Annotated in this window: 24 protein-coding genes; 9 read left to right on the forward strand and 15 right to left on the reverse strand. The window is 43.3% G+C overall.

Annotation, left to right across the window (positions count from 1 at the left end):
• Position 1: 1 nt before the first annotated feature.
• The 4 genes from rlmH to ACZ5O6_RS10125 all read right to left on the reverse strand — a co-directional run bounded on the left by rlmH (position 2) and on the right by ACZ5O6_RS10125 (position 2,849).
• On the reverse strand, positions 2–469 hold the full coding sequence (gene rlmH / locus ACZ5O6_RS10110) for a 23S rRNA (pseudouridine(1915)-N(3))-methyltransferase RlmH (protein WP_447091381.1): 468 nt from the start codon (positions 467–469) through the stop codon (positions 2–4).
• A 1-nt stretch (position 470) separates the two neighbouring features.
• Positions 471–827, reverse strand: coding sequence for a ribosome silencing factor (gene rsfS / locus ACZ5O6_RS10115; protein WP_447091312.1), 357 nt, complete (start codon positions 825–827; stop codon positions 471–473).
• Between the two features lie 88 nt (positions 828–915).
• On the reverse strand, positions 916–1,593 hold the full coding sequence (gene nadD, locus ACZ5O6_RS10120; protein ID WP_447091311.1) for a nicotinate-nucleotide adenylyltransferase: 678 nt from the start codon (positions 1,591–1,593) through the stop codon (positions 916–918).
• On the reverse strand, positions 1,593–2,849 hold the full coding sequence (locus tag ACZ5O6_RS10125) for a glutamate-5-semialdehyde dehydrogenase (RefSeq protein ID WP_447091380.1): 1,257 nt from the start codon (positions 2,847–2,849) through the stop codon (positions 1,593–1,595). The genes nadD and ACZ5O6_RS10125 overlap by 1 nt, the downstream gene beginning before the upstream one ends.
• A gap of 257 nt (positions 2,850–3,106) precedes the next feature.
• On the opposite strand from ACZ5O6_RS10125, the gene ACZ5O6_RS10130 reads away from it, so the two are divergent.
• The 4 genes from ACZ5O6_RS10130 (at position 3,107) to ACZ5O6_RS10145 (ending at position 6,450) form a co-directional block, all read left to right on the forward strand.
• Positions 3,107–3,727 carry a glycine zipper 2TM domain-containing protein gene (locus tag ACZ5O6_RS10130; RefSeq protein ID WP_447091310.1) on the forward strand — a complete coding sequence of 207 codons (621 nt, stop codon included), beginning with the start codon at positions 3,107–3,109 and terminating at the stop codon, positions 3,725–3,727.
• A 235-nt stretch (positions 3,728–3,962) separates the two neighbouring features.
• Positions 3,963–4,355 (forward strand): PepSY domain-containing protein, encoded by a 393-nt coding sequence (locus ACZ5O6_RS10135; protein WP_464283509.1) that lies wholly within the window; start codon positions 3,963–3,965, stop codon positions 4,353–4,355.
• 13 nt (positions 4,356–4,368) lie between these two features.
• The gene (locus ACZ5O6_RS10140; protein WP_447091308.1) at positions 4,369–5,046 is read left to right on the forward strand and encodes a response regulator transcription factor; all 678 of its coding nucleotides are present in this window, start codon (positions 4,369–4,371) and stop codon (positions 5,044–5,046) included.
• Between the two features lie 18 nt (positions 5,047–5,064).
• Positions 5,065–6,450 carry an ATP-binding protein gene (locus ACZ5O6_RS10145; protein WP_447091307.1) on the forward strand — a complete coding sequence of 462 codons (1,386 nt, stop codon included), beginning with the start codon at positions 5,065–5,067 and terminating at the stop codon, positions 6,448–6,450.
• 61 nt (positions 6,451–6,511) lie between these two features.
• Here the strand turns inward: ACZ5O6_RS10145 and mtgA are convergent, their stop codons facing one another.
• The 5 genes from mtgA to mpl form a co-directional block, all read right to left on the reverse strand.
• The gene (gene mtgA, locus ACZ5O6_RS10150) at positions 6,512–7,198 is read right to left on the reverse strand and encodes a monofunctional biosynthetic peptidoglycan transglycosylase (protein WP_447091306.1); all 687 of its coding nucleotides are present in this window, start codon (positions 7,196–7,198) and stop codon (positions 6,512–6,514) included.
• The gene (locus tag ACZ5O6_RS10155) at positions 7,191–9,842 is read right to left on the reverse strand and encodes an efflux RND transporter permease subunit (protein ID WP_447091305.1); all 2,652 of its coding nucleotides are present in this window, start codon (positions 9,840–9,842) and stop codon (positions 7,191–7,193) included. The genes mtgA and ACZ5O6_RS10155 overlap by 8 nt, the downstream gene beginning before the upstream one ends.
• 91 nt (positions 9,843–9,933) lie before the next feature.
• Positions 9,934–10,230 (reverse strand): Rdx family protein, encoded by a 297-nt coding sequence (locus ACZ5O6_RS10160; RefSeq protein ID WP_447091304.1) that lies wholly within the window; start codon positions 10,228–10,230, stop codon positions 9,934–9,936.
• Positions 10,231–10,287: 57 nt separating this feature from the next.
• The gene (locus tag ACZ5O6_RS10165) at positions 10,288–10,941 is read right to left on the reverse strand and encodes a flavin prenyltransferase UbiX (RefSeq protein WP_447091303.1); all 654 of its coding nucleotides are present in this window, start codon (positions 10,939–10,941) and stop codon (positions 10,288–10,290) included.
• Positions 10,942–11,032: 91 nt separating this feature from the next.
• Complete coding sequence (gene mpl / locus ACZ5O6_RS10170) at positions 11,033–12,475, reverse strand: UDP-N-acetylmuramate:L-alanyl-gamma-D-glutamyl-meso-diaminopimelate ligase (protein WP_447091302.1); 1,443 nt, start codon at positions 12,473–12,475, stop codon at positions 11,033–11,035.
• Positions 12,476–12,675: 200 nt separating this feature from the next.
• On the opposite strand from mpl, the gene ACZ5O6_RS10175 reads away from it, so the two are divergent.
• The 4 genes from ACZ5O6_RS10175 (at position 12,676) to ppa (ending at position 17,832) form a co-directional block, all read left to right on the forward strand.
• Positions 12,676–13,941 (forward strand): 6-phosphofructokinase, encoded by a 1,266-nt coding sequence (locus tag ACZ5O6_RS10175; RefSeq protein WP_447091301.1) that lies wholly within the window; start codon positions 12,676–12,678, stop codon positions 13,939–13,941.
• Positions 13,942–14,312: 371 nt separating this feature from the next.
• Complete coding sequence (locus tag ACZ5O6_RS10180; protein ID WP_447091300.1) at positions 14,313–15,656, forward strand: HD-GYP domain-containing protein; 1,344 nt, start codon at positions 14,313–14,315, stop codon at positions 15,654–15,656.
• 146 nt (positions 15,657–15,802) lie between these two features.
• The gene (locus tag ACZ5O6_RS10185) at positions 15,803–17,149 is read left to right on the forward strand and encodes an HD-GYP domain-containing protein (RefSeq protein ID WP_447091299.1); all 1,347 of its coding nucleotides are present in this window, start codon (positions 15,803–15,805) and stop codon (positions 17,147–17,149) included.
• Between the two features lie 152 nt (positions 17,150–17,301).
• On the forward strand, positions 17,302–17,832 hold the full coding sequence (ppa, locus tag ACZ5O6_RS10190; RefSeq protein ID WP_447091298.1) for an inorganic diphosphatase: 531 nt from the start codon (positions 17,302–17,304) through the stop codon (positions 17,830–17,832).
• An 84-nt stretch (positions 17,833–17,916) separates the two neighbouring features.
• On the opposite strand, the gene ACZ5O6_RS10195 is transcribed toward ppa, so the two are convergent.
• From ACZ5O6_RS10195 to ACZ5O6_RS10215, 5 genes are all read right to left on the reverse strand, one after another.
• Positions 17,917–18,222: a cupin domain-containing protein gene (locus ACZ5O6_RS10195; RefSeq protein WP_447091379.1), complete on the reverse strand. Its 306-nt coding sequence runs from the start codon at positions 18,220–18,222 to the stop codon at positions 17,917–17,919.
• 41 nt (positions 18,223–18,263) lie between these two features.
• A complete protein-coding gene (locus ACZ5O6_RS10200) occupies positions 18,264–18,755 on the reverse strand; it encodes a GNAT family N-acetyltransferase (protein ID WP_447091297.1) in 492 nt (163 codons plus the stop codon).
• Positions 18,756–18,824: 69 nt separating this feature from the next.
• Entirely contained in the window at positions 18,825–19,286 is a 462-nt protein-coding gene (locus tag ACZ5O6_RS10205) for an OsmC family protein (RefSeq protein WP_447091296.1), read from the reverse strand.
• A gap of 22 nt (positions 19,287–19,308) precedes the next feature.
• A complete protein-coding gene (locus ACZ5O6_RS10210) occupies positions 19,309–20,238 on the reverse strand; it encodes a DMT family transporter (RefSeq protein WP_447091295.1) in 930 nt (309 codons plus the stop codon).
• Between the two features lie 108 nt (positions 20,239–20,346).
• Entirely contained in the window at positions 20,347–20,802 is a 456-nt protein-coding gene (locus ACZ5O6_RS10215; RefSeq protein WP_447091294.1) for a GFA family protein, read from the reverse strand.
• A gap of 415 nt (positions 20,803–21,217) precedes the next feature.
• Between ACZ5O6_RS10215 and ACZ5O6_RS10220 the strand changes: the two genes are divergently transcribed.
• Complete coding sequence (locus ACZ5O6_RS10220) at positions 21,218–21,502, forward strand: hypothetical protein (protein WP_447091293.1); 285 nt, start codon at positions 21,218–21,220, stop codon at positions 21,500–21,502.
• Positions 21,503–21,569: 67 nt separating this feature from the next.
• On the opposite strand, the gene ACZ5O6_RS10225 is transcribed toward ACZ5O6_RS10220, so the two are convergent.
• Positions 21,570–24,056: a DNA polymerase II gene (locus ACZ5O6_RS10225; RefSeq protein ID WP_447091292.1), complete on the reverse strand. Its 2,487-nt coding sequence runs from the start codon at positions 24,054–24,056 to the stop codon at positions 21,570–21,572.
• Positions 24,057–24,060 lie beyond the last annotated feature (4 nt).

The following is a 24,060-nucleotide window of genomic DNA, read 5'->3' on the forward strand; positions in this document are numbered from 1 at the left end:
ATTACTTATGGTATGGGTGATTTTTTAAAATACTCCACCCACGATACAGTTGCTCGGCTAATAATACCCGCACCAATGGGTGAGGCAGTGTTAGTGGCGATAATGACCACGTTTGATCAGCTCTTGCCAAGCACTCGGCTGCAAGTCCATCAGGGCCCCCTACTAGCAAAGCCATATTAGCGCCAGCCATTTGCCATGACTCCATTTGCGCCGATAGCTGCTCTGTACTCCATGACTTGCCTTTGACATCAAGCGCGATCACGCGTTCACGTGGATGAATCGCTGCCAGCATAAGGCTACCCTCTTTGGCAATCGCCTTTTGTGGATCCTGCCCTTTGCCACGATGCCCTAAAGGTATTTCAACAAATTCGACCTGCCACTCACGGGGAAAACGCTTGATATAATCCTGTGAAGCCTCCTGCACCCAAGCAGGCATCTTAGTGCCAACAGCAATAACTCTTACGCGCATATTATTTTGGCATACTGCCGTCGTAATCTTCATCGCGCGTTAAAGGCGACCATAATTTTTCCAAATCATAGAATTTGCGCGTTTGCGGCAGCATAACGTGAACCACAACAGAACCGTAATCCACCAGCACCCAATCGGAGGAATCCATACCTTCCACACCGACAGGCTGAATCCCTTGTTTTTTCAATTCATCAACCACGTTGCCCGCAAGCGATTTAACGTGTCGATTAGAAGTACCTGTGGCAATAATTAAATCATCCATTACATCGCTAAGGCTAGTTACATCAAGGGTCACGACCTCTTGCGCTTTAAGGTCGTCTAGAGCTTCTAACGCTAGCTGGCTTACATTTTCTGTCATTCTATATCCTATTTAATCTTTCAATTGACTGTTCTACTGAGGAAACCGCTAAATAAACTAGAGGCTCCTTACGATGTTAAGTGACGACTCACTTATGTGGTTTGTCGTCGGCATATAATGCTTCGGTTTCAATATACTCACGTACGGCATCCGGCAAATATTGCAATACCGACGCGGCCTGTTCACTGCCATCATTACGCCGCAATTGATCACGGATAGCGGTTGCAGAAACAGCGAGCTCAGGTTGCTGCAAGACCATAAGCCCACCGGCGCACTGATGATGAACAATCACTGCATCATCCGCTTTATTCAGCCATTGCAAAAGCACGTTATTCGTCGGCAACACACTGTGAGGACGACGCATGACCGCAATATGTGACAGTTCACGTATGCGCTCCCACTGATACCATGTATCTAACTGCGCAAAAGCATCCGCACCCATAACAAACACAAGCGATGTCTCTGTGCCAACCTCTGCACGCACCTGCTCAAGTGTTGCGACAGTATACGAGGCCTGATCCCTCAAGAGCTCACGGGTATCAACCACGAGATGCGTATCATTCTGTACTGCTCGCTCCAACAATACCGTGCGTTGCTCGCTGCTTAACATTGGCGCTTGCCGATGAGGCGGTCGGTGACAAGGCACCAAACGCACTTCATCTAGCCCTAACATTGTTAATGCATATCTAGCGATGGATAAATGCCCCTGATGCACAGGGTCAAATGTTCCCCCCAGTAAACCGATGGCACGCGTTACGGCTGACATTAGGTACGAATGTGTCCATCACCAAAAACAATCCATTTTTGCGAAGTGAGCCCTTCCAAACCCACGGGCCCTCGCGCATGAATTTTATCGGTTGATATACCAATTTCAGCGCCAAGACCGTATTCGAAACCGTCGGCAAAACGTGTTGATGCATTCACAATAATTGAACTGGAATCGACGACCGTCATAAATTGACGAGCGCGCGTTACACTCTCGGTCACAATAGCTTCGGTATGACCTGAACTATACTGAGCAATATGATCAACCGCTGCCTGCATATCAGCGACCACTCGAACGGATAAAATAGGCGCTAAATATTCTGTTTGCCAATCGGTTTCTGTTGCAATCAACAGTTGCTGATCTAGCGTACGTGCAATATCGCAACCTCTTAATTCCACACCTTTATCACGATATGCTGCGGTCAATCTTGGTAGCAAGACTGGCGCTATAGACTCAGCGATAAGCAACGTTTCCATGGCATTACACACACCATAACGATGCGTTTTTGAATTAACCGCAATATCAAAAGCCTTATCGGTATCCGCAAGATCATCAATATAAACATGGCAAATACCATCTAAGTGCTTAATGACTGAAACCTTCGCATCATTAGCAATACGCTCAATCAACCCGCGTCCACCACGAGGTACAATGACATCAACATACTCGCTCATGGTAATTAATTCTGCCACGGCTTCACGGTCGGTCGTATCAATGACCTGTACAGCCGTCGCGGGCAAACCGGCTTGCTCTAAGCCTTGCTGAATACAAGTAGCTATCGCCTGATTGGAATTTAATGCTTCTTTACCGCCACGCAAAATCGTTGCGTTACCCGACTTTAAGCACAGACTCGCTGCATCGATCGTCACATTTGGGCGCGATTCATAAATAATACCGACAACGCCCAAAGGCACACGCATTTTCCCAACTTGAATACCACTTGGGCGATATTTCAGATCAGAGATTTCACCACAAGGGTCAGGCAATGCAGCAACCTGACGCAAGCCCTCAATCATCCCGTCAATACCGCTGTCATCAATCGACAACCGATCTAATAGCGCGGCATCAAGACCATTATCCTTGCCTTTACTCATATCGACCATATTGGCAGCAATCAACGCCGCTCGCTGCTCATCTAATGCGTTTGCAATGGCCAGTAGCGCGGCATTTTTTTTACCCGTATCTGCCGCAGCAATAACACGCGATGCCGCACGCGCCTGCTGACCCAATTGCTGCATGTAAGCCTTAATCGTCATTACCTTATTCCAAATAATCTCTTTAAATATTAACAAATATGTTGCACAACATAGCACTCGCGATAGCCACGCAAGCGCCATAAAATAGTGCCTAACTAAACTATTATACGGTATTAGGAAATTAATTGATGACTAAATTAGGTTTCAGTCTGAGTTCAGTTTTAACGCAGTAATCTAGAGGCTATTAACACTTATTGAATGCTCACTATCTTGTTAACCAGCGCTAAGTAACAAGATCAACAAAAGAGGATATGACAATGCCTAACACTCATCATGCATTAAAAACTCAAACAGACACTCAAAGACAACATTGGCAAAAAAGCAAAGTCGCACTCACCCTTTCACTCACTGTATTATTGACATCAGGGCATGCGTTAGCCGGTTCAACCACAACCTATGCCAAGGTCACCTCAGTCACCCCAATATACGAAACACTCACGGTAAAAGAACCTTATGAAAAATGTCATCTAGAAAAGACCTTACTCAAGCAACCCAAGCGCCATCACTCCCGTGAATACTCATCAACAACTCCCACCATTATCGGCGCACTGATTGGGGGTGCTATTGGCAATGAGCTAGGGCACAACAAAAGTAACAAGCGTGTTGGCGCCGTCGCGGGTGCTATCTTAGGCGGGTCAATTGCCAATGACCTCAAGCATCGTTCATCGAATCAACACTCGCACAATACCCGACGCCACACATCGCGATATGTCACCGAAGAAGTGTGCGAAACACATTATGATATCCGCCATGAAAAACAGCTCTCCGCTTATGATGTCAATTATGCGTATGATGGACAAATTTACACAACCGTCATGGATACACACCCGGGCAAGAGAATCCGTGTAGCGGTTGATGTTACGCCCATAGATTACTAATATGCAGAGACCTTTGCACGAAAGCCATTTCACTCTCATACGGCGTTTACCCCACAAGGGGGTACCGAGGAAAAATGTACTCAATCAGTCATTTATCATGCATAAACTCCCTCTCTCCGTGCATTTTTGCCTTGCCTGAGAGTAAAATCATCTTCCGTGCAAAGGTCTCAGTTTCCTATTTAAGGAACCGCACAATAAAATACACTCGTTTTCACCACTGATGGAGTTATTACTCTTGCATCGCGAACCGACTCAATATAACTGGCGACTACAGCACAAATGGCTGCTTATTAGCGCCATTGTGGTTTGTAGTTATACAAACGGTGTAGTGGCACAGAATCTTTCGCCATCGGAGGCGGCTGATAGCGCACGGCAAGTAACCGACGGAAAGGTGCTAAAAGTAAAACCCATCAATGGCGATACAATACACTACCGAGTGAAGATACTTTCTCCTGAAGGACGTATTCGCTACATTGTCATTGATGGCAATAACGGCAGCTTGCACCCAAGACCGCCACACACTCATCACTATTCAGACAAGCAAGCTCGCAAAAAACGCAAGCCTAATCCCCAACCTAAGCCCCAACCTAAGCCCCAACAAAATAACTATACAGAAACAGGTTTATAGTCGAGCCATTATTATGCGTTTATTATTAATTGAAGATGAACCCACCTTACGCAACAACTTACAACTTTTTTTAACGCAACACAGCTACAGTGTGGATAGCGCCGAAGATGGTCGTGAAGGTTTGTTCTTAGGCTCTGAACACCCCTACGACATTGCCATTATTGACATCGGCTTACCCGAAATTGATGGCATAGAAATTATTAAACGCTTACGCAACAACAACATCACCTTTCCTGTATTACTGCTAACCGCCCGCAGCAATTGGCAGGATAAAGTGACGGGCTTAGAAGCCGGCGCTGACGATTACTTAGTTAAACCGTTTCATAATGAGGAGCTACTCGCTCGATTAAATGCCTTGACTCGCCGCTCGAAAGGCCATGCTTCACCCGAAATTACAATTGGTGACATGACAATTAATACGGCCAGCAAAACTGTCGACGTTAATACAACAAGCGTGACGCTAACCCAATATGAATACAACACACTGGAGTATTTAGCCTTAAATAATGGACGGGTGATTTCAAAAACAGAACTCACCGAACACCTATACGATCAAGACTTCGATCTTGATAGCAACGTTATCGAAGTACTCATCGGCCGTTTACGCAAAAAACTAGATCCCGACAACATTCGCAAACCCATTACTACATTGCGCGGTCAGGGCTATCGTTTGACAGACCCCATTGCGTAATTCAATAGGCGGCGCAGTATGAAGCTCACGCTTTTTTCTTTTTTTAATAAGCGCTCGCTCTTACAGCGTTTTTTTATCGCATCGCTATTAATTTTACCGCTATTTATTGTGCTTAGCGGCACACTGCTATTAAACGCATTTCATCACAGCCAACTCAATGCCGAAGAGGAAAAGCTACAAGCACAACTGTATTTATTACTCGGTGTTGCCGAAGTCGAAAATGATGGGCCACAATTACCACAAGCACTAACAGAGCCGCGCCTTAATCAACAGTCATCCGGTTTATATGCCTTTATTACCGACAGCAAAAATACACTCCTATGGCGCTCGGCATCATCAGAATTATTGCCCACTTCATTGTTACCCCGCCACAACACGTTTCAACTCAATCAACGTTTATTCTCCCAAGCCAATCTTGAAAAGCCTAAAAGCTTATTAAACATGCTGAGCTATGATACCGAATGGGTGAACCCTAACAATGACGTAAAACGTTTACGCTTTATTATTATCAGTGATGCCGCCTCGATGATTGCCGAGCTTAATAGCTATCGTTCACGCTTATGGCAATGGCTAGGCTCTATGGGAGTTGCGCTCATTCTTGCACAATTATTGATTATGCGATGGGGCTTACAACCGCTAAAAAGGCTATCAAAGCAACTCGCACAATTACAAAACAATACAACTGAGAGACTAGGCAATGATTACCCTGCCGAAATACAACCGGTAATTGATGACTTCAATAACATTTTGCTGTCTGAAAAAAAACAACGTGAACGTTACCGCAACACCATGTCTGATTTAGCGCATAGCTTAAAAACCCCGCTTGCGGTTATTCAAAGTGAATTAACAAAAGAGCACAACCGTAATGAAATCATTGAGCAAGTCGAACGCATTGATCAAATTATTTCTCACCAACTACGCCGAGCCGTAGTACGAGTTAATCAAAGCCCCATTAACCATAATACCGATAAAATTTCTGTGCATACGATGGCTAATCGTCTCATTAAAATATTGGAAAAAGTGTACCCAACCATTAGCATTCGCAACCTATGCCACGACGACAGTTATTTTTACGGAGACGAGGCGGATTTATTAGAAGTGCTTGGAAACATTATGGACAACGCCTGCAAGCATGGTCATCAGCACGTCGTTATTAATGCTAATAACACAGAGCATGCACTAGACATACAAATCAGTGACGACGGCAAGGGCGTTGCTGACAACCAACAACACATTATCTTACAACGAGGCACACGGGCGGACACAGCAAAACCCGGACAAGGGATAGGGCTAAGTATTGCCGTTGATATTATCAGTAGCTATGGTGGGGAGATCAGCGTTAGCAATAACAATCCTGCTCCGCATTTATCCGGCGCTTGTTTTTGTATTCGCTTTAACAGTTAAATGACCAAGTATTTTTTCATTGACGATACATTTAGCCAGTAAAAAATCACACATGACTTGCTCAGAGATTCCCTAAGTAACGTGTTCCACCCAAGTTGCGTATGGCAAAGCGAATATTCAATGCGCGGTCGTAAACGTATGCGGAGGGCTTGGCCACATCAAGCACTTTAGGGTTAGGTAATACTGCAGCCAACAATGAGGCATCAATACGGTTTAATTGCGACGGAGCTTTATCAAAAAATGACTGGCTCGCCGCTTGCACGCCATAAATACCCGGACCGAATTCCACAACATTCAAATACAATTCAAGAATTCTTGATTTCGGCATTAACAGCTCAACAAAAACGGTTAAGTAGGCCTCAACGCCTTTACGGAACACGCTTCTGCTCGACCATAAAAAAATATTTTTGGTTAGTTGCTGACTAATCGTACTAGCACCACGCTTTGGACCACCCGATTGCGATAACACTATCTGCAACTGCTCAAAATCAAAACCATAATGCTTAGGAAATTTTTGGTCTTCTGATGCAATAACCGCCATTTGCATCATAGGGGCAATATCCTCTATGTCGGTCCACTGCTGATATATCCATACAGAATCAACAGACTCATCTGACAAAATAAAACTTGTTGTTGCTGGATTTAGCCAACGCAATGGCAAAACCAAAACGACGGTTAATACTAATACGCCGCATATTAGTAGCAAAATATAGCGCATTACATAAGAACGTAACGAACGTTTATTCATCACTTTCCTCTCTTCCTTTACCCAGCGGCTTAAGTACGAGCATCAATTGAGGTAGTAGTGTAAGAGAAGAAACAATCGCAGCCAGCATGGCTAAGCCGGTCAGCAAACCAAAATAAATAGAAGGAATAAACTTAGACAAGGCCAATATGGAAAACCCAACGATGACTGTGACGGAGGTGTAATACATAGCTCGGCCAATAGAGCCGTGAGCACGATGCATGGTTGCCACATAATCGCCATCTTTAACAAATTCTTCTTTAAAACGATAGATATAATGGATCGCATCATCCACGCCAATACCGACGGCAATCGCGGCAATCGTAATTGTCATCATATCCAGTGGAATACCCACCAAGCCCATCCCTCCAAGTACCACCAATGCGGCCAGCATATTGGGCACTAAGGCGATAAGCGAAAGCGATAATGAACGAAACAGTATTAAAAACATGAGCAAAATACCAATAAACACTGCTCCAATTGTTAAAATTTGCGAGGAAAACAAACTTTGCAACATATTATTATAAAGCACCAATACGCCCGTCACGCGAACATCTTTCTCAGCAAAGCCCATTTCTTCAACCGCATAACGACGCACTTCTTTTACCAATTCATTCCGACGCAAATCAGGGTCTGTTTCTTTCACTCGCATGGTAATACGCGTTTGATCAATGTCAGCCGCCAAATAAGGTTTCAGTAAGAAGCCTTTAATGTCGTCCGGTAATAAATTTCGCATTAAGGCTAATTCAAAGTCATTCACTTTCCGACCGTTAAGGTCATTCGCTACCTTGTAGGCAGTCGCCAGCGATTGCACCTTACCAATTTCAGGAAGGCTATTGAGGTAATCGTGAAAGCGGTTTATTTTCTCCAGCCCCGCTTGAGTAAACCAATAACTATCATAAGAGATAGCACTTGTATTTTCAGACTGATTCGCCAATGGATCTTCACCAAAAGGATCAACATCATCACCAAACTCTGCACCACGCTGAATATCCTTTGCGGGCTCAAAGGTATCGGCAAAAGGATCACTAGCATCGTGACCAAAGTCATCTTCAGGCGAAGCGAACGAGTCAGCGAATGATGTGTGTACAGGTGTCGATGGTTGCGGGTGATCAATAGTAATATCTAGAGTAATCGTGCCACCCAACTGTTGATCTATCACTAACATACCCTGATGAATTTCGGTAGACGAATGAAAATAATCAATAAACCGATTTTCTACTTCTAGCTGTTTTATACCAACAATACTGATTAACGCTGCAGCAATACCCAAGCCCAAAATTAGACGCCCGTTCCGCTCAGTGAAGCGTGAAAATAATAAGGTCAACGGTTCTTTTAATGGCTCATCTTGGGTTTTAGCTGAGCTTTTAATCACGTTACCATTAGCCACTGATACTTTTGGCAACATTAATAAACCGGCGGGAATCAATAGAAATGCTAATACAAAAGCAATCACTAAACCGATGACCATCATCCAGCCAAAATCGATCACGGGGCTAATACCACTCACCACTAAAGAAACAAACGCCACCATAGTCGTCAACACGGTATAGATACAGGGTCTTGCCATGTGATTAATCGTTTCTCGCAACCAATCGATCGGTTCTTTATCGGGTTGCAGCTCACTTTCTTCACGATAGCGAACGATCAAGTGGATCGTAATCATCAGGCAAATAATCAGTAATAGCGCTACAAAATTAGAAGATATAACCGTCAATCGCCAATCTACAGCAGCAAGAAATCCCAGCATAATCACGACGGCCAAAGAACATACGGTTAAGGGCAGGATAACCAATTGCCATTGACGAAAAATAACCGACAAAATAATGATAATAAAAATAATAATTCCCACACCAAATACAACAATATCGCTACGGATAAAGTCGACCATATCGGCAGCAATCATCGAGACTCCGCCCAAAAATATTTGGGCATCGGGCTTATAACGTTCAACAACACGACGTACATTCTGCACACGCTGATGGCTTTTTTCTGTCGCAGCCGTGCTGTAAATTAAAAACGCTTGAGACACTTCCTCTAAACGATTTTTCTCTGCCAGAGTTAGGCCTTGGGTATCGCGCTGCAAGCGTAAGGCATCACGCTCACGCACTAAACGAATAAAGGTTTCATCGATAGCTAAGTTAAGCAAAATAGCGGTGGTTTTACCGTCGGGGCCTAACAGCATATTTTTATAAATAGGTGAGCGTAAAAATTCTTGTCGAGCTAATTCACGATCAACGCCATCATCGCGCAACGTTTTAACCCCAGAGGTAACGTCGGTGAGAGACACTTTAGGGCTATATAGCAAGGGGACATCTAGAATAGAGTTGGCACTAACAACACCATCGACTTCCAATAGTGCAAAGCGCAACGCGGCTAGGTGATCTAAGGTTTTATCTTCAAACAAATCGCCATCGGGGGTGTAAGTGACAACCAAAAAATCACCCGATTGATAGCGCTTACTTACCTCACGAAAGTAATCGAGATCTTTGTCATATTCCAAGGTTAACGCATCTGACGATGCATCAATGGTGAGATTGGGTAGCTGAATAGCTAATACAATAGCGAGCACCATTATACTTACTACCGTTAGCATCGAATGCTTAAGAACTAACGAAAAATAGGCAGACTGTATTTTTTGAAACATAATTATTCCTACTCAGCGCCACTCAGTGCGGCCATTCTTTTTTATTTTTGATGTTATCTATTCATCGATTGTAGCAAGGGTTGATTGGCACTCATCGTGAGTGATCACTGTGCCCAAGATTTTTGTCAGGCGCAATAAAATCTCTTAGCCGCTGCTTCAATGCCGACAGTTCAGGAAAGCCTCCATCGCGCTTACGCTCCCAGATGCATTCAGTATCCACCCATATCGAGAACGCACCGTCATTATTGGGCACTAATGCGAGCTCGTGAATTTCTGTATCAAAGGTTGTTAACAACTCTTGCCCCATCCATGCGGATCGCAATAACCAGCGACATCGGCGACAGTAATGAATCGTCACTTTGCAATGAATAGGCTTATCGTCTGTCATTTGAGAACCTGCACACTGAAACTCCTATGGGAAAAATACGGTTAATGATTACCCGAGCTAAGCTTGAGAAATTTCACCCCACCTCGGCATCAAATCCTGCGGTAAACCTAACTGATCTAAGATACGAGCAACAATAAAGTCAATTAAATCTTCAACCGTATCGGCATTAGCATAAAAGCCAGGGCTTGCTGGCAACACCACGGCACCTAGCTGTGTCAGTTTTAGCATATTTTCTAAGTGTATTTGCGAGTACGGTGTTTCGCGAGGAACCACAATAAGTTGACGGCGCTCTTTCAGTGCCACATCGGCTGCTCGCTCAACGAGGTTGTTACTTGCACCATGAGCAATCGCAGATAAAGTACCGCCACTCGCAGGGCAAACCACCATACTCGCAGGGCTACTGGAACCCGAAGCTACCGGCGAAAACCAATCTTCGCGACTAAAGAGAGTCAATTGCTCTGACTGGGCACCGTATCGTTCACTTAAAAAATGCTGCTGCTTTTCTAAGCTATCAACATGCCCCGATTCAGGTAAACAAATAGACGTTTCGGTGGCAATAACCACTTCGGCTGCGCGCGACAGCAAAAGGTAAACACGACAATTAGCGGCCAATAAACACTGCAATAACCGCAAGCCATACTGCGCTCCGGATGCTCCCGTTATCGCCAAGGTAACTATTTTCTGCATAGTATTAGATGGATGATCGCTCATGACATACTCTCATTGCTTATTGGTTTACACGTAGCGCATTGTAGACTCACGCATAAGTCATTCGTGGTTAATCAGAGGTTCCTATAACTATTTATTGGTTTTGTAATGCCTGAACCAGCAAGCCATGAACACCACCAAAACCGCCGTTGCTCATCACCACCACATGCGCTTTTACCGATGGCTCGAGTGCGGCACGACACTTAACAACAGCAGCGACTAATGCACCTAAAGTATCGTAACGCTGACTAGGGGCTTCACTTGCCTTAATCACACCATCAATATCCCACGATAACGAGGGCGGATTAAACCACAATACTTGATCGGCTTGCGTAACAGAATCAGCCAAATGTGCCGCATGCACCCCCATGCGCATCGTGTTGGAGCGCGGCTCAATGACAGCAATAATATAGTCATCGCCCTGCTTTTTACGCAAACCTTCAAGGGTTGTCGCTATCGCCGATGGGTGATGAGCAAAATCGTCATAAATTTTGACACTTGCCACTCCAGCATCACGTATATCAGCGATACATTCCATACGACGCTTAACACCACCAAACTGTGACAACGCCTCACAACTAACCTCGGGCGTTACCCCCACATGCTGAGCCGCCGCAATAGCCGCTAAGCCATTAGCAATATTATGTTTGCCTAATTGAGACCAGTTAACTTGCCCTTGTTCTTGCCCTTGATAATATACGGTAAAGCCATCGCCTTCAGGTGTGACCATACGGTTATCCAACGCGTTATTATCTATCTTCTTCGCATGCCACGTCGCAGATCTATCTTGATCGTCTGAGCCCGCTTGAGACATCGTCGCCGTTTCACTCCAGCAACCTTGATTAATCACCTCATCAATAGCGGTGACTCCCGCTGGGTAAATCACACGCCCATTCTCAGGAACAGTTCTTACGACATGATGAAATTGGCGCTGAATGGCTGCCAAGTCATCAAAAATATCCGCATGGTCAAATTCAAGATTGTTAATCACTAAAGTACGTGGGCGGTAGTGGACAAACTTAGAGCGCTTGTCGAAGAAAGCACTATCATATTCATCCGCCTCAATCACAAAAAATGGGGTGTTTCCTAGGCGCGCAGACACGTCAAAATTTTGGGGCACTCCTCCAATAAGGTAGCCGGGTGACATATTGGCATACTCTAAAATCCACGCCAGCATACTGCTAGTGGTGGTTTTCCCGTGCGTACCCGATACGGCTAATACCCATTTATCTTGCAGGACATGGTCACTTAGCCATTGCGGCCCTGATATATAAGGTAGGCCTTTGTTTAATAATGCCTCCAATAGAGGATTACCTCGACTAATCGCATTGCCAATGACAAATTGGTCAGGTTTAAGATCTAGCTGATCAACACCAAAGCCTTCGATCAGCTCAATACCCGCCGCCTCTAATTGCGTACTCATCGGTGGATACACATTCGCATCGCAACCGGTCACTCGATATCCTTTCGCAATAGCCAATTGCGCCAGACTCCCCATAAAGGTGCCACAAATACCCAATATATGAATGTGGTTCATGTTAATAGACCTTAGCATTAGGTTGAGATAAATCGCAGAGCTTACACGATAACACGATGAAATTGCCATTAAATTGCCGTATCATTGCCGCCTTTCAGAATGCCTGCGCAATGAGCACAATCGGCTCTTACGCTGCGCTCCCAATGAGCAACCCAACCATCATTACTGACATTGTTCACCACTAAAAAGGTTCTTTGATTATGGCGAAGAAAAATGCGTTTTATGCACAGTCCGGCGGCGTTACCGCTGTGATCAATGCGTCAGCATGTGGCGTTATCGAAACGGCACGACAACACAAAAAACATATCGGTAAAGTGTATGCCGGAAGCAACGGTATTATCGGCGCATTACGCGAAGAACTTATCGACACAAGTAAAGAAAGCGCAAAAGCCATTGCAAGCCTAAAGCATACGCCGTCAGGCGCATTTGGATCTTGTCGTTATAAGCTCAAAAGCCTTGAAGATAACCGCGCCGAATATGAGCGACTTATTGAAGTTTTTAAAGCACACAACATCGGTTATTTCTTTTATAACGGCGGTGGCGACTCTGCAGATACCTGCTTAAAAATATCCCAACTCTCCGAGACCATGGGCTACCCCCTACAAGCCATTCATGTTCCCAAAACTGTCGATAATGACTTACCTTTTACGGATAATAGCCCAGGGTTTGGCTCGGTTGCTAAGTATGTCGCCATATCAACAAAAGAAGCCGCGCTGGATGTAAAATCTATGTGCGAAACCTCGACTAAAGTTTTTATTCTTGAGGTGATGGGGCGTCACGCTGGCTGGATTGCTGCGGCTGGCGGATTAGCGGCAGAAAAAGAAGGGGATGCCCCACACATCATTCTTTTTCCCGAAATTGCCTTTAATAAAGAAAAGTTTTTAAAGCGCGTAAAAAGCACGGTTAAAAAGCACGGCTACTGCGTTATTGTCGCCTCTGAAGGCGCACAATATAAAGACGGCCGTTTTTTAGCGGATGCCGGCAATACCGACGCTTTCGGCCACAAGCAACTAGGCGGTGTCGCGCCCACCTTAGCAACCATGGTAAAAGATGAGCTGGGCTATAAATACCACTGGGCACTGGCAGACTACCTACAACGCGCTGCACGCCATATTGCATCAGCTACCGATGTAGAACAGGCCTATGCCGTCGGTAAAGCGGCTGTAGAAATGGCAATAGAAGGAAAAAATGCGGTAATGCCTGCGATTATTCGTGGGAAAGGCAAGAAATATAGCTGGGCGATCAAAGAAGCCCCCCTTGATCAAATTGCCAATGTCGAAAAAATGATGCCTCGCAGCTACATTAGCAAAGATGGCTTTGGTATCAGCGAAGAAGGGCGTCAGTACTTAGCACCGCTCATTCAAGGGGAAGACTACCCGCCTTACGGCAAGAATGGCTTACCCGACTATGTGCAACTCAAAAAAGTACTAGCCGACAAGAAAATCAAAAAGAAATTTGTCGTTTAACTGACATTGACCTTATCTCAACCAACATATCTCTTGAGCAGCTACAAACACCATCACCTTGTAGCTGCTCACAGCTCGGTTCTATTGAGCTCACACATAACCTTAACAGCCCTTAAATTACTCTCTCTTACTATTAAACCCACATAATCGCCTATATTAATGGCTACCTAACTATTGCCTGCTACACTACATACGATGGCCTTATTATTTCCATCAAACATCAAGTACTTTTGTATAGAAACCTCTGCGTAGGCCATTCGGGCATAAGCCACCCCATGTAGGCTTTATCGGGGCTAGGAACAACGAGCGCCTAATCAGAGTTCTGCATTGCTCGCTCTTCGCGGGTTAGCAGCAATAGCAATGGATAAATAATGGATCGATACCTTTCTTATTTGCGAGCAAAACTTCGTGGCAAAGTCGATTTTATCGTGACGGACGATATTATTGCGCATCCAGAAGGCGATGTTGCAAAAAAAGGCGATATATTAGACAAAGAAAAATATCTTGAGCTCTCTCACCTCAATCTTAATGACACATTAGATAACCTGATCAAAATCGCTGAACCCCTCACATACACCGCGATATACGACGCGATTAATTTGCTCGTCAGTAAAGATAAGTCATTTAGCGAAATTGATGAAAACTTTGGCAAAGCCTCTTTATTAAGCCAGTGTTGCGAATCATTAAAGCGCTATCCCGAATTATTAGAAATAATGACCGTTATGAAGGTTGAAGCCGAAGAATTGTATGAGCAATCTGTGCTATCTGCTTACCTTGCCTATATTTCTGGCATCACCGCAAAATACTCTCAAGCTAAAATTGAGGCTGCATTTTTAGCCGGTCTACTACATGATATTGGCCTACTATTTATCCCAAAGAATTGCCTTGATAAAAGAAAAAGGCTGACAGCCCAAGAGTGGAAAGAGATACAACTTCACCCCATCATTGCCTTCAAACTATTGAAAGAAGTGGATGAGTTTTCTGCCACTAGCAGAAAAGCCATTTTAGACCACCATGAACGGCCCGACGCCTCCGGCTACCCCATGGAAAAAGAAGAAAAAGACATTAGTGAACTAGGCTCGCTAATTAGCTTATTGGATGATGTTATTGTCATTTACCAAAAACAGTTTAAACCGCTAAAACGCACAATCAAAAATATTTTCCCGATTATTCAAATGAATACTTTCGGCTATCACCAATCTGCAGTTACTGCGATAACGTTAATTCTCAAGCAGTTAAACGAGCAAAAAGTAGAGGATGTCGATAAAGAGACGGTCAAAGACCTTATCGATTACACTTACCAACAACAACTGTATATTAATAAAATCATGGATGTCATTAAGCAGGTTAACGACATTATAGGCTTTACTCACAATAGTAAAAGTGTGACCGCCATACAAAATATTGGCAATAAGATATCTGCTGTTATCGCAAGTTCGGGATTGCAAGAGTCTTCTTACATTGAATTACTGCAACGTTTAAACCAAGAAGACCACCAAACATTACATTTGGAAGTTGAAGAGACACGGCTCATGCTAGAAGAAATCATTTTTCAATTACAAAGTTATTACAAAGCTGCTAATTTATTCAGCACTAAGAACTCAAACAGTCTGTCTGAAAAAGTGGGGATATTTGCTGACGTATTTTCATCCACCGATCGACCACCAATCCCCGAATCCATTGTAGATTATTGGAACAGTTTGTCATCTAAATAATCTTTTTAAAAAATAATTACAATGTAAACATTTACACTGTCACCTAAACATTCATCTGCAACCTATTCTTTTTGCAAAGGATTTTCACTTCACTATACTGACCTTTACCGATGACAACATCGCATTTACAGGTTTGTAGATCCCCTATGAGTGAATACGCCAAAAACATAGCAAAGCTTCAAGAAAAAATGACGCTCGTCGCGACAGAAGATATTCTTAGTGATCAAGGAGTATTACTCGCTAAAAGCGGACTCGAACTGAATAAAAAAACCTGTGACACCATTCTTAATTTTAAATTATTAAAACCTTTAGAAAACTCTATAGCAATAGAAAACCAACTCAATGCCAAATCTATTTATGATCATATTAATCGCATTATATTGACGAATACGAGCATTCAATCTTTACATAAAAAAATATCAACGGATCGAAAACCATTACAAAAATGTTGCTTACGCATCGAAAAATTCCCCATGCTGCAACAAAAACTCACGGTATTGTGCGCACAACTACCCGACACATTCGATCAATCGATAAAATCTGCTTACTTCGCCTATCTATGTGCCACGCTAGATAATAAATCACAAACAGAAATTGAAGAATACTTTCTCGCAGGCTTAGCTCACGACATTGGTTTCTTACATATTGACCCTAACATTCTGAAAAAAAAGGGAAATCTAACACCTGAAGAATGGAATAGCATACAAGCCCACCCCATTATTGGCCATAAGATTCTCAGCGCGATAGCTGCATTTCCTAAAGTCGTTTCTAGAGCCGTACTAGAGCACCATGAAAACATTGATGGTACGGGATACCCAAGAAAAAAAGTCGGCGAAGGTTTAGGCGAACTTGGGCAATTACTCAATTTATTAGATAACGTCATTGCTATTTATGGGAAAAAGTTTGCAGCACAAGAACGCAGTTTCTGCAGTGTCATTCCTGTATTGCAAATCAACGTACACTCTTACTTTGCCAGCGTATCATCTACTATTATAAAGATGCTGAAACACGCACCTACACTCCCTTTCAAGTCTAGCGACCCTAATTTTGCTGCAAACACCGTTGCCCAATCAGAGAGTAAACAAAAATACATTCAGCAGACTACAAACATCATCAAAGATACTAATACAGAAGTTGGCTTTACTCACAATAATAGTGAAGTTTATTTCATCCAAAATATCGCCAATAACATAATTTTTATTGTTAATAGTGCAGGGCTATATGGCTCCTTTTATTTAGATGACGGTAGTGATTTAGATAAAGAAGAAAAACAACGACACTATAACGAGCTTGCCGATACACTCGTTATGCTTGAAGAGGTTATCTACCAATGCAGCTCTTATGAAAAAACAGCAAACTTTTTTGTTAACAAAAACCCTAAGAACCCCTTGGCAGCCATTATTGGCCAAGGGCTGAAGAAAATTGAAGCACTACCTTCGCCAGACTCCGCACCACAAAATGGAGGTTCTTTCCCTCGTACAGCCGTTATCTAGCTCCTCTTAGTGCGATAGTAAACACCTACCCTCCTCAAATACGATAAAAACGACCTAAAAGCTTGGTAAGCCTGCGACTTATGGTAAAATTTGCGCCAGTTTTTACGGGCAAAGCCCTATTTCCTCCAACTTAATACGAAAGAAACTATACTATGAGTCTTAATTCTGTGCCTGCTGGCAAAAAATTACCTGAAGAAGTGAATGTTATTATCGAGATCCCCCTTAACGGAGAGCCCGTTAAATATGAAGTGGATAAAGACAGTGGTGCCCTATTTGTTGATCGTATTTTAGGCACTTCTATGCACTACCCATGTAATTACGGTTATGTGAATGACACTCTATGTGGTGACGGCGACCCTGTCGATGTATTAGTTATTTCGCGATTTGGCTTTGCGGCTGGCTCTGTCGTTCGCTGCCGTCCAGTCGGCGTATTAAATATGACGGATGAGTCAGGAGAAGATGCCAAAATCCTTGCCGTTCCAGTGACAAAAATCAGCCCTATGAATGCACATATCAACGATATTGATGACGTTCCTGAGCTGTTACTCAAACGTATCAGCCACTTTTTTGAGCATTACAAAGACCTAGAAGAAGGCAAATGGGTAAAAGTAGAAGGCTGGGATAACGCTGCAGCTGCTAAAAAAGAAATAACCGATTCTGTTGAGCGCTTTAATAAAGGCTAAATAGAAACGACTCACCGAATACTTAACATCGTCTGCTTCAACAGAACAGGCGATGTTATACCCCTCTAGATATAACCACGCTCCCTATACGCTACCTTCAGATTCAACTACCAATACACGTGCAATACCTACTGGATGCGCAACATGCTCTGTGCCCACAGAGGCATAAAATATATCTCCCACATCAAGTAATACCGAGCGTTCAACCCCCTCTTCTCGGAAATACATCATTACCTGACCATCAAGTACAACGAAAACCTCTTCGCCATCGTTCACATGCCATTTATAAGGCTGATCCGTCCAGTGGAGCTTCGTACTAATACCGTTCATTGTCGTAATAGGCAACGAACCCCAAGCGGAGTCAGCAGTAAATTCACAAGGCTTAATCACTTTCAAGCGTATATCTCCGAGCTCAATGATAAATACAAATATTACAAATACAGACGCAAATATGTCACATCAAAAGGCAAGTGTGAGATTTCTTTAGTCTCACCTTCCTCAAAACCTAAACTGATATACCACGACTTTAGCGATAGGTGAGCGGCAATAATCCCAATACTAATGGTCGAAATAGCTAACTGTTCTGCGTGCGACACAATATACTCGACCAACATTTTGCCAATACCCTGCCGTTGATATGCCGGCAATACCGACAAGCGATTAAGGTATGCGGTATCCGGGCGCGGATGCTCAAATGCGACACAAGCAACAACACGCTCACCTTGCCTGCAAACAAAATATTGCTCTCCTCTCGCAATATCACTGGCCAACCATTCCTGCGTATAAAATGAAGGATGCTTAGGGTTATTTTGGCGAGAAATACCAAACTGCTCAGCAACGACTGCATTGGATTCAGCAATCACGGTAACAACATATTCGTGATCACTTTCTTGAATTTTTGCTAACGTGAACTCTTTTTTCATTCTTATCCTACTAATGACTTATGCGCTGAATATTTTACCAGTAACCTAAACACCCCTCAGTGCATAAAGTTAACTTTCTACTATTATGCGTGTTTTTACCGAGTTGGCGATAAAGCATTGCTCATGAGCCTGATGGTGCATCTGTTGAATCTCTTGCGTGCTCACTGTTGAACCAACCGAAAACTGAATAGAAGGACGAAGAGTCACCGTTGTCATCGCCATATTACCCTCATCATTTCGCTGCATCACACCCGTGGGTCTGTCTACATAGCGCTCCACAATATACTGTTGTTTGGCGGCTATCGATAAAAAAAACAACATGTGACAGCTGGACAATGAAGCCACAAAGGCTTCCTCAGGGTCGACACTTTTTTCACAAGAATAGGGCAAGGGAACAACATACGGAGATGAAGACGCCGGCACAGTAATACCACCATCAAATAACCATTCGTGTGCACGACTATATTTATTGTCTAGATAGACTTCATTCTCTCGACGCTGCCAAACCACTGTGGCTGTATATTCAGACATAAACCGACCTATAGAGATTAGCTCATTGACGTTTTTTGAAAAATTGATGCTTGAGTAAGCGGCCATCAATACCTAGCAAGCTAACAATAATAAACCCCATACCGATAAAATGCTCAACATATAATGTTTCACCTAATACAAGCACACCCAATAAAATGGCCGTCACCGGAATTAAAAAAGTTACCATTGATAGATTAGTAATTCCCGCTGACGATAAAATACGGAAATATAAAATATAAGCTAAACCTGTTGAAAATACTGCCAAGCAAATAACCGAAAACCACACGCCAAGGCTCGGAGATGATAATAGATAAGGCTGCTCAACCCATAAACTGATCGGCAGTAGCATTAAAGAAGAAGTGATTAACTGACCTGTGGCTATCGCTAAGGGCGGCAAACCTAGCGCCTTAAAACGCCTTCCATATACCCCTGAAATACCATAGGAAGCCGCTGCACAAAGCACCGCTAATTGAGCAAATACATTAGCATTTAAACCATCGAGCGATGAAGGACCTATCAGCACCACCACACCAATAAACCCAATGACAATACTCATCACTTTGCGAGAGCTAATACGCTCATCCGCGAGAAAAACACCCGCCATAATCACGGTAAACAACGGTGTGGTTGCATTAAAAATGGATGCTAACCCAGAAGGGATATGCGTTTGCCCCCAAACGATTAATGAAAATGGTAACGCACTATTAAAAACCCCCATCAACGCAAATTTTTTCCACACCCCAAACTGAGTCGGCAAACGTTGCCCCATCGCAATCATGGCAAGCCAAAGCGTCAATGCTGCTAACACTAAGCGTAAAGCAACAATCGTTAACGGAGGCAATTCTTGAACTGCCACCTCAACAAAAAAGAAAGACCCTCCCCACAAAATCGACAACAGCAACAACATTAGCCACTCTTGCTTGCCCATGGTTTGATTAATACTTGAAGACATTAATAACTACCTTGATAAATGGAGGCTAGGAAAATAAGGGGACAGCTAAGCATGCAATAAAATAATAAACAACGCATACTACAATGAAAAAGTATAAGTCACACCATCTTAGTTATTGCCAGCATCTACTCTCGAACTATCGCGCCCTTGGGCGTACTGGGGAAGTGGCTGCTCAATCTCATACCAGCAGGCCTTATTCTCAATAAAAATGTGTGCATCGGGCTTATAAGGAATATCTGTATCTAACGTACCCAAGCTAAACTCAACTATATCACTCGGCATGTTTGGTGATTTAAACAGTAAACTAGACCCGCAGTGAGAACAGAACGTTCTTTTTGTACCATTTGACGCTACATACGTTTTTAAGAAACTCTCGCCCGACAACCATTGAAATTGCTCTTTGCTGGCTTCGCCAAAAGTCGCAAAAGCAGCGCCGTGAAACTTACGACACATAGAGCAGTGGCAGTGCCCCATGTGTCGGCCAAGATTTCCTACCGAGTAACGAATCTCACCACACAAACACCCACCTTGATACCTTATTAACTGATTATCAATACTCATCATTATTACTCCATGACTATATTTAATGCCTCAAGCTATTCGCTAAAAATGTATGCACTATCTTCATCAACCTAATCGGCGGGAAGATAGGATGAGAGGTGATTCATATCACGCATTTCAATCACTTTTTTAGACTCTCTAAATTCGTTAAGAGCTATGCCAACACTCCAAAAAACAAGCATACTAGAGGAGACAAAAATCACCAGCCATTTTCGGCACTCACACGCGAGCCACTACATTTTCTTTAACGTTCAAGATTTTAAAGCCAACAAATACATAGCTGCATATAACCAAAAATCGCATTTTGCAAAAATAAAATTATAAAAATTCCGGTGAACTATCACTCGCATAACCACTCTTAATTGCGCATCAATTATTTAGCACATTAAATTTACATTAACTTAAAAGGTACATCATTATGAAAAACAAAAAATTAGTTTTAGTCGGCACTATATTACTAACCTCTCTAGGCTTAAGCCTAAATGCTTCTGCAGGAAAACTCGCATATGGCGGCGGCGAAAACAGAAACACTTTTTCAGAAGACATTCCATTTGGCGGCGGCGAGCACAGAAATACATTTTCAGAAAAACTTCCATTTGGCAGCGGTGAAAATAGAAATACGTTTTCAGGCGAGCATCCATTTGGTAATGGAGAAAACAGAAACACTGAAAACACACCTATTACCGAAGCGGGTCGCCGATAACACAGCAACCAGTAAAAAAATTCATGCTAACCTAGCAATAGGTGAGCATGAATTTTTCAAAAAACATCTACAGCAAGCGCAGTTGTGTATCGATAATACGCTCAAAATCATCATCTAAAAATCCAAGTATACTATTAGCAATAGGCTTAAGCTGCTTATCTATATAATGCTGATAATCAATTGAGCTTTGCAGATAATCAACCGGCTCAGGGCCATTAACTGTTATCACATAAGCAATCAAATCACCTTTATGCATAGCCTCGCCACAATGTGCCTGATATTTTTTTGCAGCTTTAATATGCGGAGGGTTAGACTTTTGATAATTCAATACATCACGACGAAGACGCTTTTGGTAAAGTAAATCGTCATCATATGCGCCCGACAATACATTATTAACTGTATCCACGATATAAGATTGATACGTCTGCCGGTCAAAAATTTTTTGATAGAGCGCTGTCTGAAATCGTTTTGCTAATACTGTCCAGTCAGTACGCACTGCCTCCAAACCTTTAAACACCAACTCACTATCGACGCCCTTTCGAATACGCCCCGCATAACGTTTTTTACTGCCTTTCTCAGAATTACGAATCGTCGGCATTAGAAAATCATAATAATGCGTTTCAAACTCAATCTCTAACCGACTGGTAATATTGAGCGTATCCGCAAGTGTTTTTTTCCACCAAGTATTCAACTGGCTAGCCAAAGCTTGACCTATCTGACTTGCCGCACCATTCGCAACATCAATGGTATCGTGCTGCTGAGAAAATGCATCGCCCAACCATACAAACAATGAATCTGTATCACCATAAATCACGGTATAGCCTTGCTGCTCAATAAATTCATGGCTCTTCTGGATAATTTCATGACCACGCAGTGTAATAGAACTACATACCCTAGGATCAAAAAAACGACAACCTGAAGACCCGAGCACGCCATAAAAAGAATTCATTATAATTTTAATCGCTTGAGACAAGGGCTTATCATTATCGGCTTTTGCTTGATCACGCGCTTGCCATAAACGCTCTATCAGTTCAGGGAGAATGGATTGTTCTCGAGAAAAAAATGCGCCATTAAAACCCTCAACAACATTGTCAGCCGATAACGACTGCTGCTGAGCAGACCAAAAACTGTAAGGGTCAATCATAAATGTGCGAATAATGCTGGGATACAGACTTTTAAAATCCAATACCAACACATGCTGATACAAACCCGGCTGCGATTGCATAACATATCCGCCGGGGCTAACAATATCCGATTCCATTTCACCTAGATTGGGTGCCACATAACCTTTTCTATGCAATTTTGGCAAATAGGCGTAATCAAAGCTAGCGACCGAGCCTCCCGCTTTATCCAAAGACATACCCGTGAGTCTTGAGCGCGCAATGGCAAATTCAAGCAGATTGGTCTTTTTAAAAATATCCCATACGAGTCGGCAGTCTTGCAAATTATATTTCGCCAAGGCAAGGCGATCATGCAGATCGTTAGAATAAAATAAATCGCTAATCGCTTGCCCACGATCATCATGAGAAATCAACTTACTTTCACCCAGCAATTGATTAGCCACAAACTGTAGGCTAAAGCTATCAAAGTGATAAAACGCCGTACGCAACAATTCTATTCCATCAAGTACGACTCTACCGGGCACACTCATATAACGACGCTGGCGATCAACCCAATCACCCTCATGACCGGTATCCGCTGAGCCCGACTGACCCTCAACACGCCAATGAGGGGCTTGTTGACCACGCCCTAAAGTGAACGAAATACCTAAACGCTGACACAACTTGGTCAGAATCCAACAATCAAATTGCACCACATGCCAACCAATAATAATGTCAGGATCATTTTTCTCCAGCCACGAGAGAAACTGAAGCAAACAATGTCGCGCCGTATTACATATAATCACCGACATATCTTCTGGCACATCAGGCAGTTCAGTATCACCCACCATAAACACAATGGCTGTATCACTGCCATAAACAGCGATTGAATACAGTTCTTTTGCATCCATTGATGTTTCAATATCTAACGATATGACGGAAAGCGACGGCTCATATTCGATTGGCTGACAGCGTCGCGTTTTTATTGTTGGGTGCTGCAAGGACTGACTAGCAGATTGAGATATAGAAGAGCTAGACGAAATATCATAGCCGTTTGATAGCGCCGCATCGGGCAATAAAATATCACTAGTGATAAAACGCTCCATCAAAAAGCGCTCTGTCGGGCGAATATCCGCTTCCCAACAGGTAATATCTTTAGCCCGCAATTGCTCAACAATGGTTTTTAATTGTCGCTGCTGAGAACAATAAACAGCAGTCACCGCCTCTCCGGTAGAAGAACGTAACGGCAGAGATTTGAGCGTTAAAAAAGACTGATTAGAAAAAAAGTGCTGTTGTTGCTGTGCGTCCAACTGCCGAATAAAAAAAACGGCACGCTGGCGAGGCACAATACATTGTACCGCGCCCTGATCCGTCGACAGCCACAATTCTATTTGTATACCATTAGGCGTATCCCGCCACTGGCGCGTTAGAATAAACCCCTGCAGCCCCGTCATGACA

It is taken from the genome of Eionea flava (assembly GCF_055393785.1).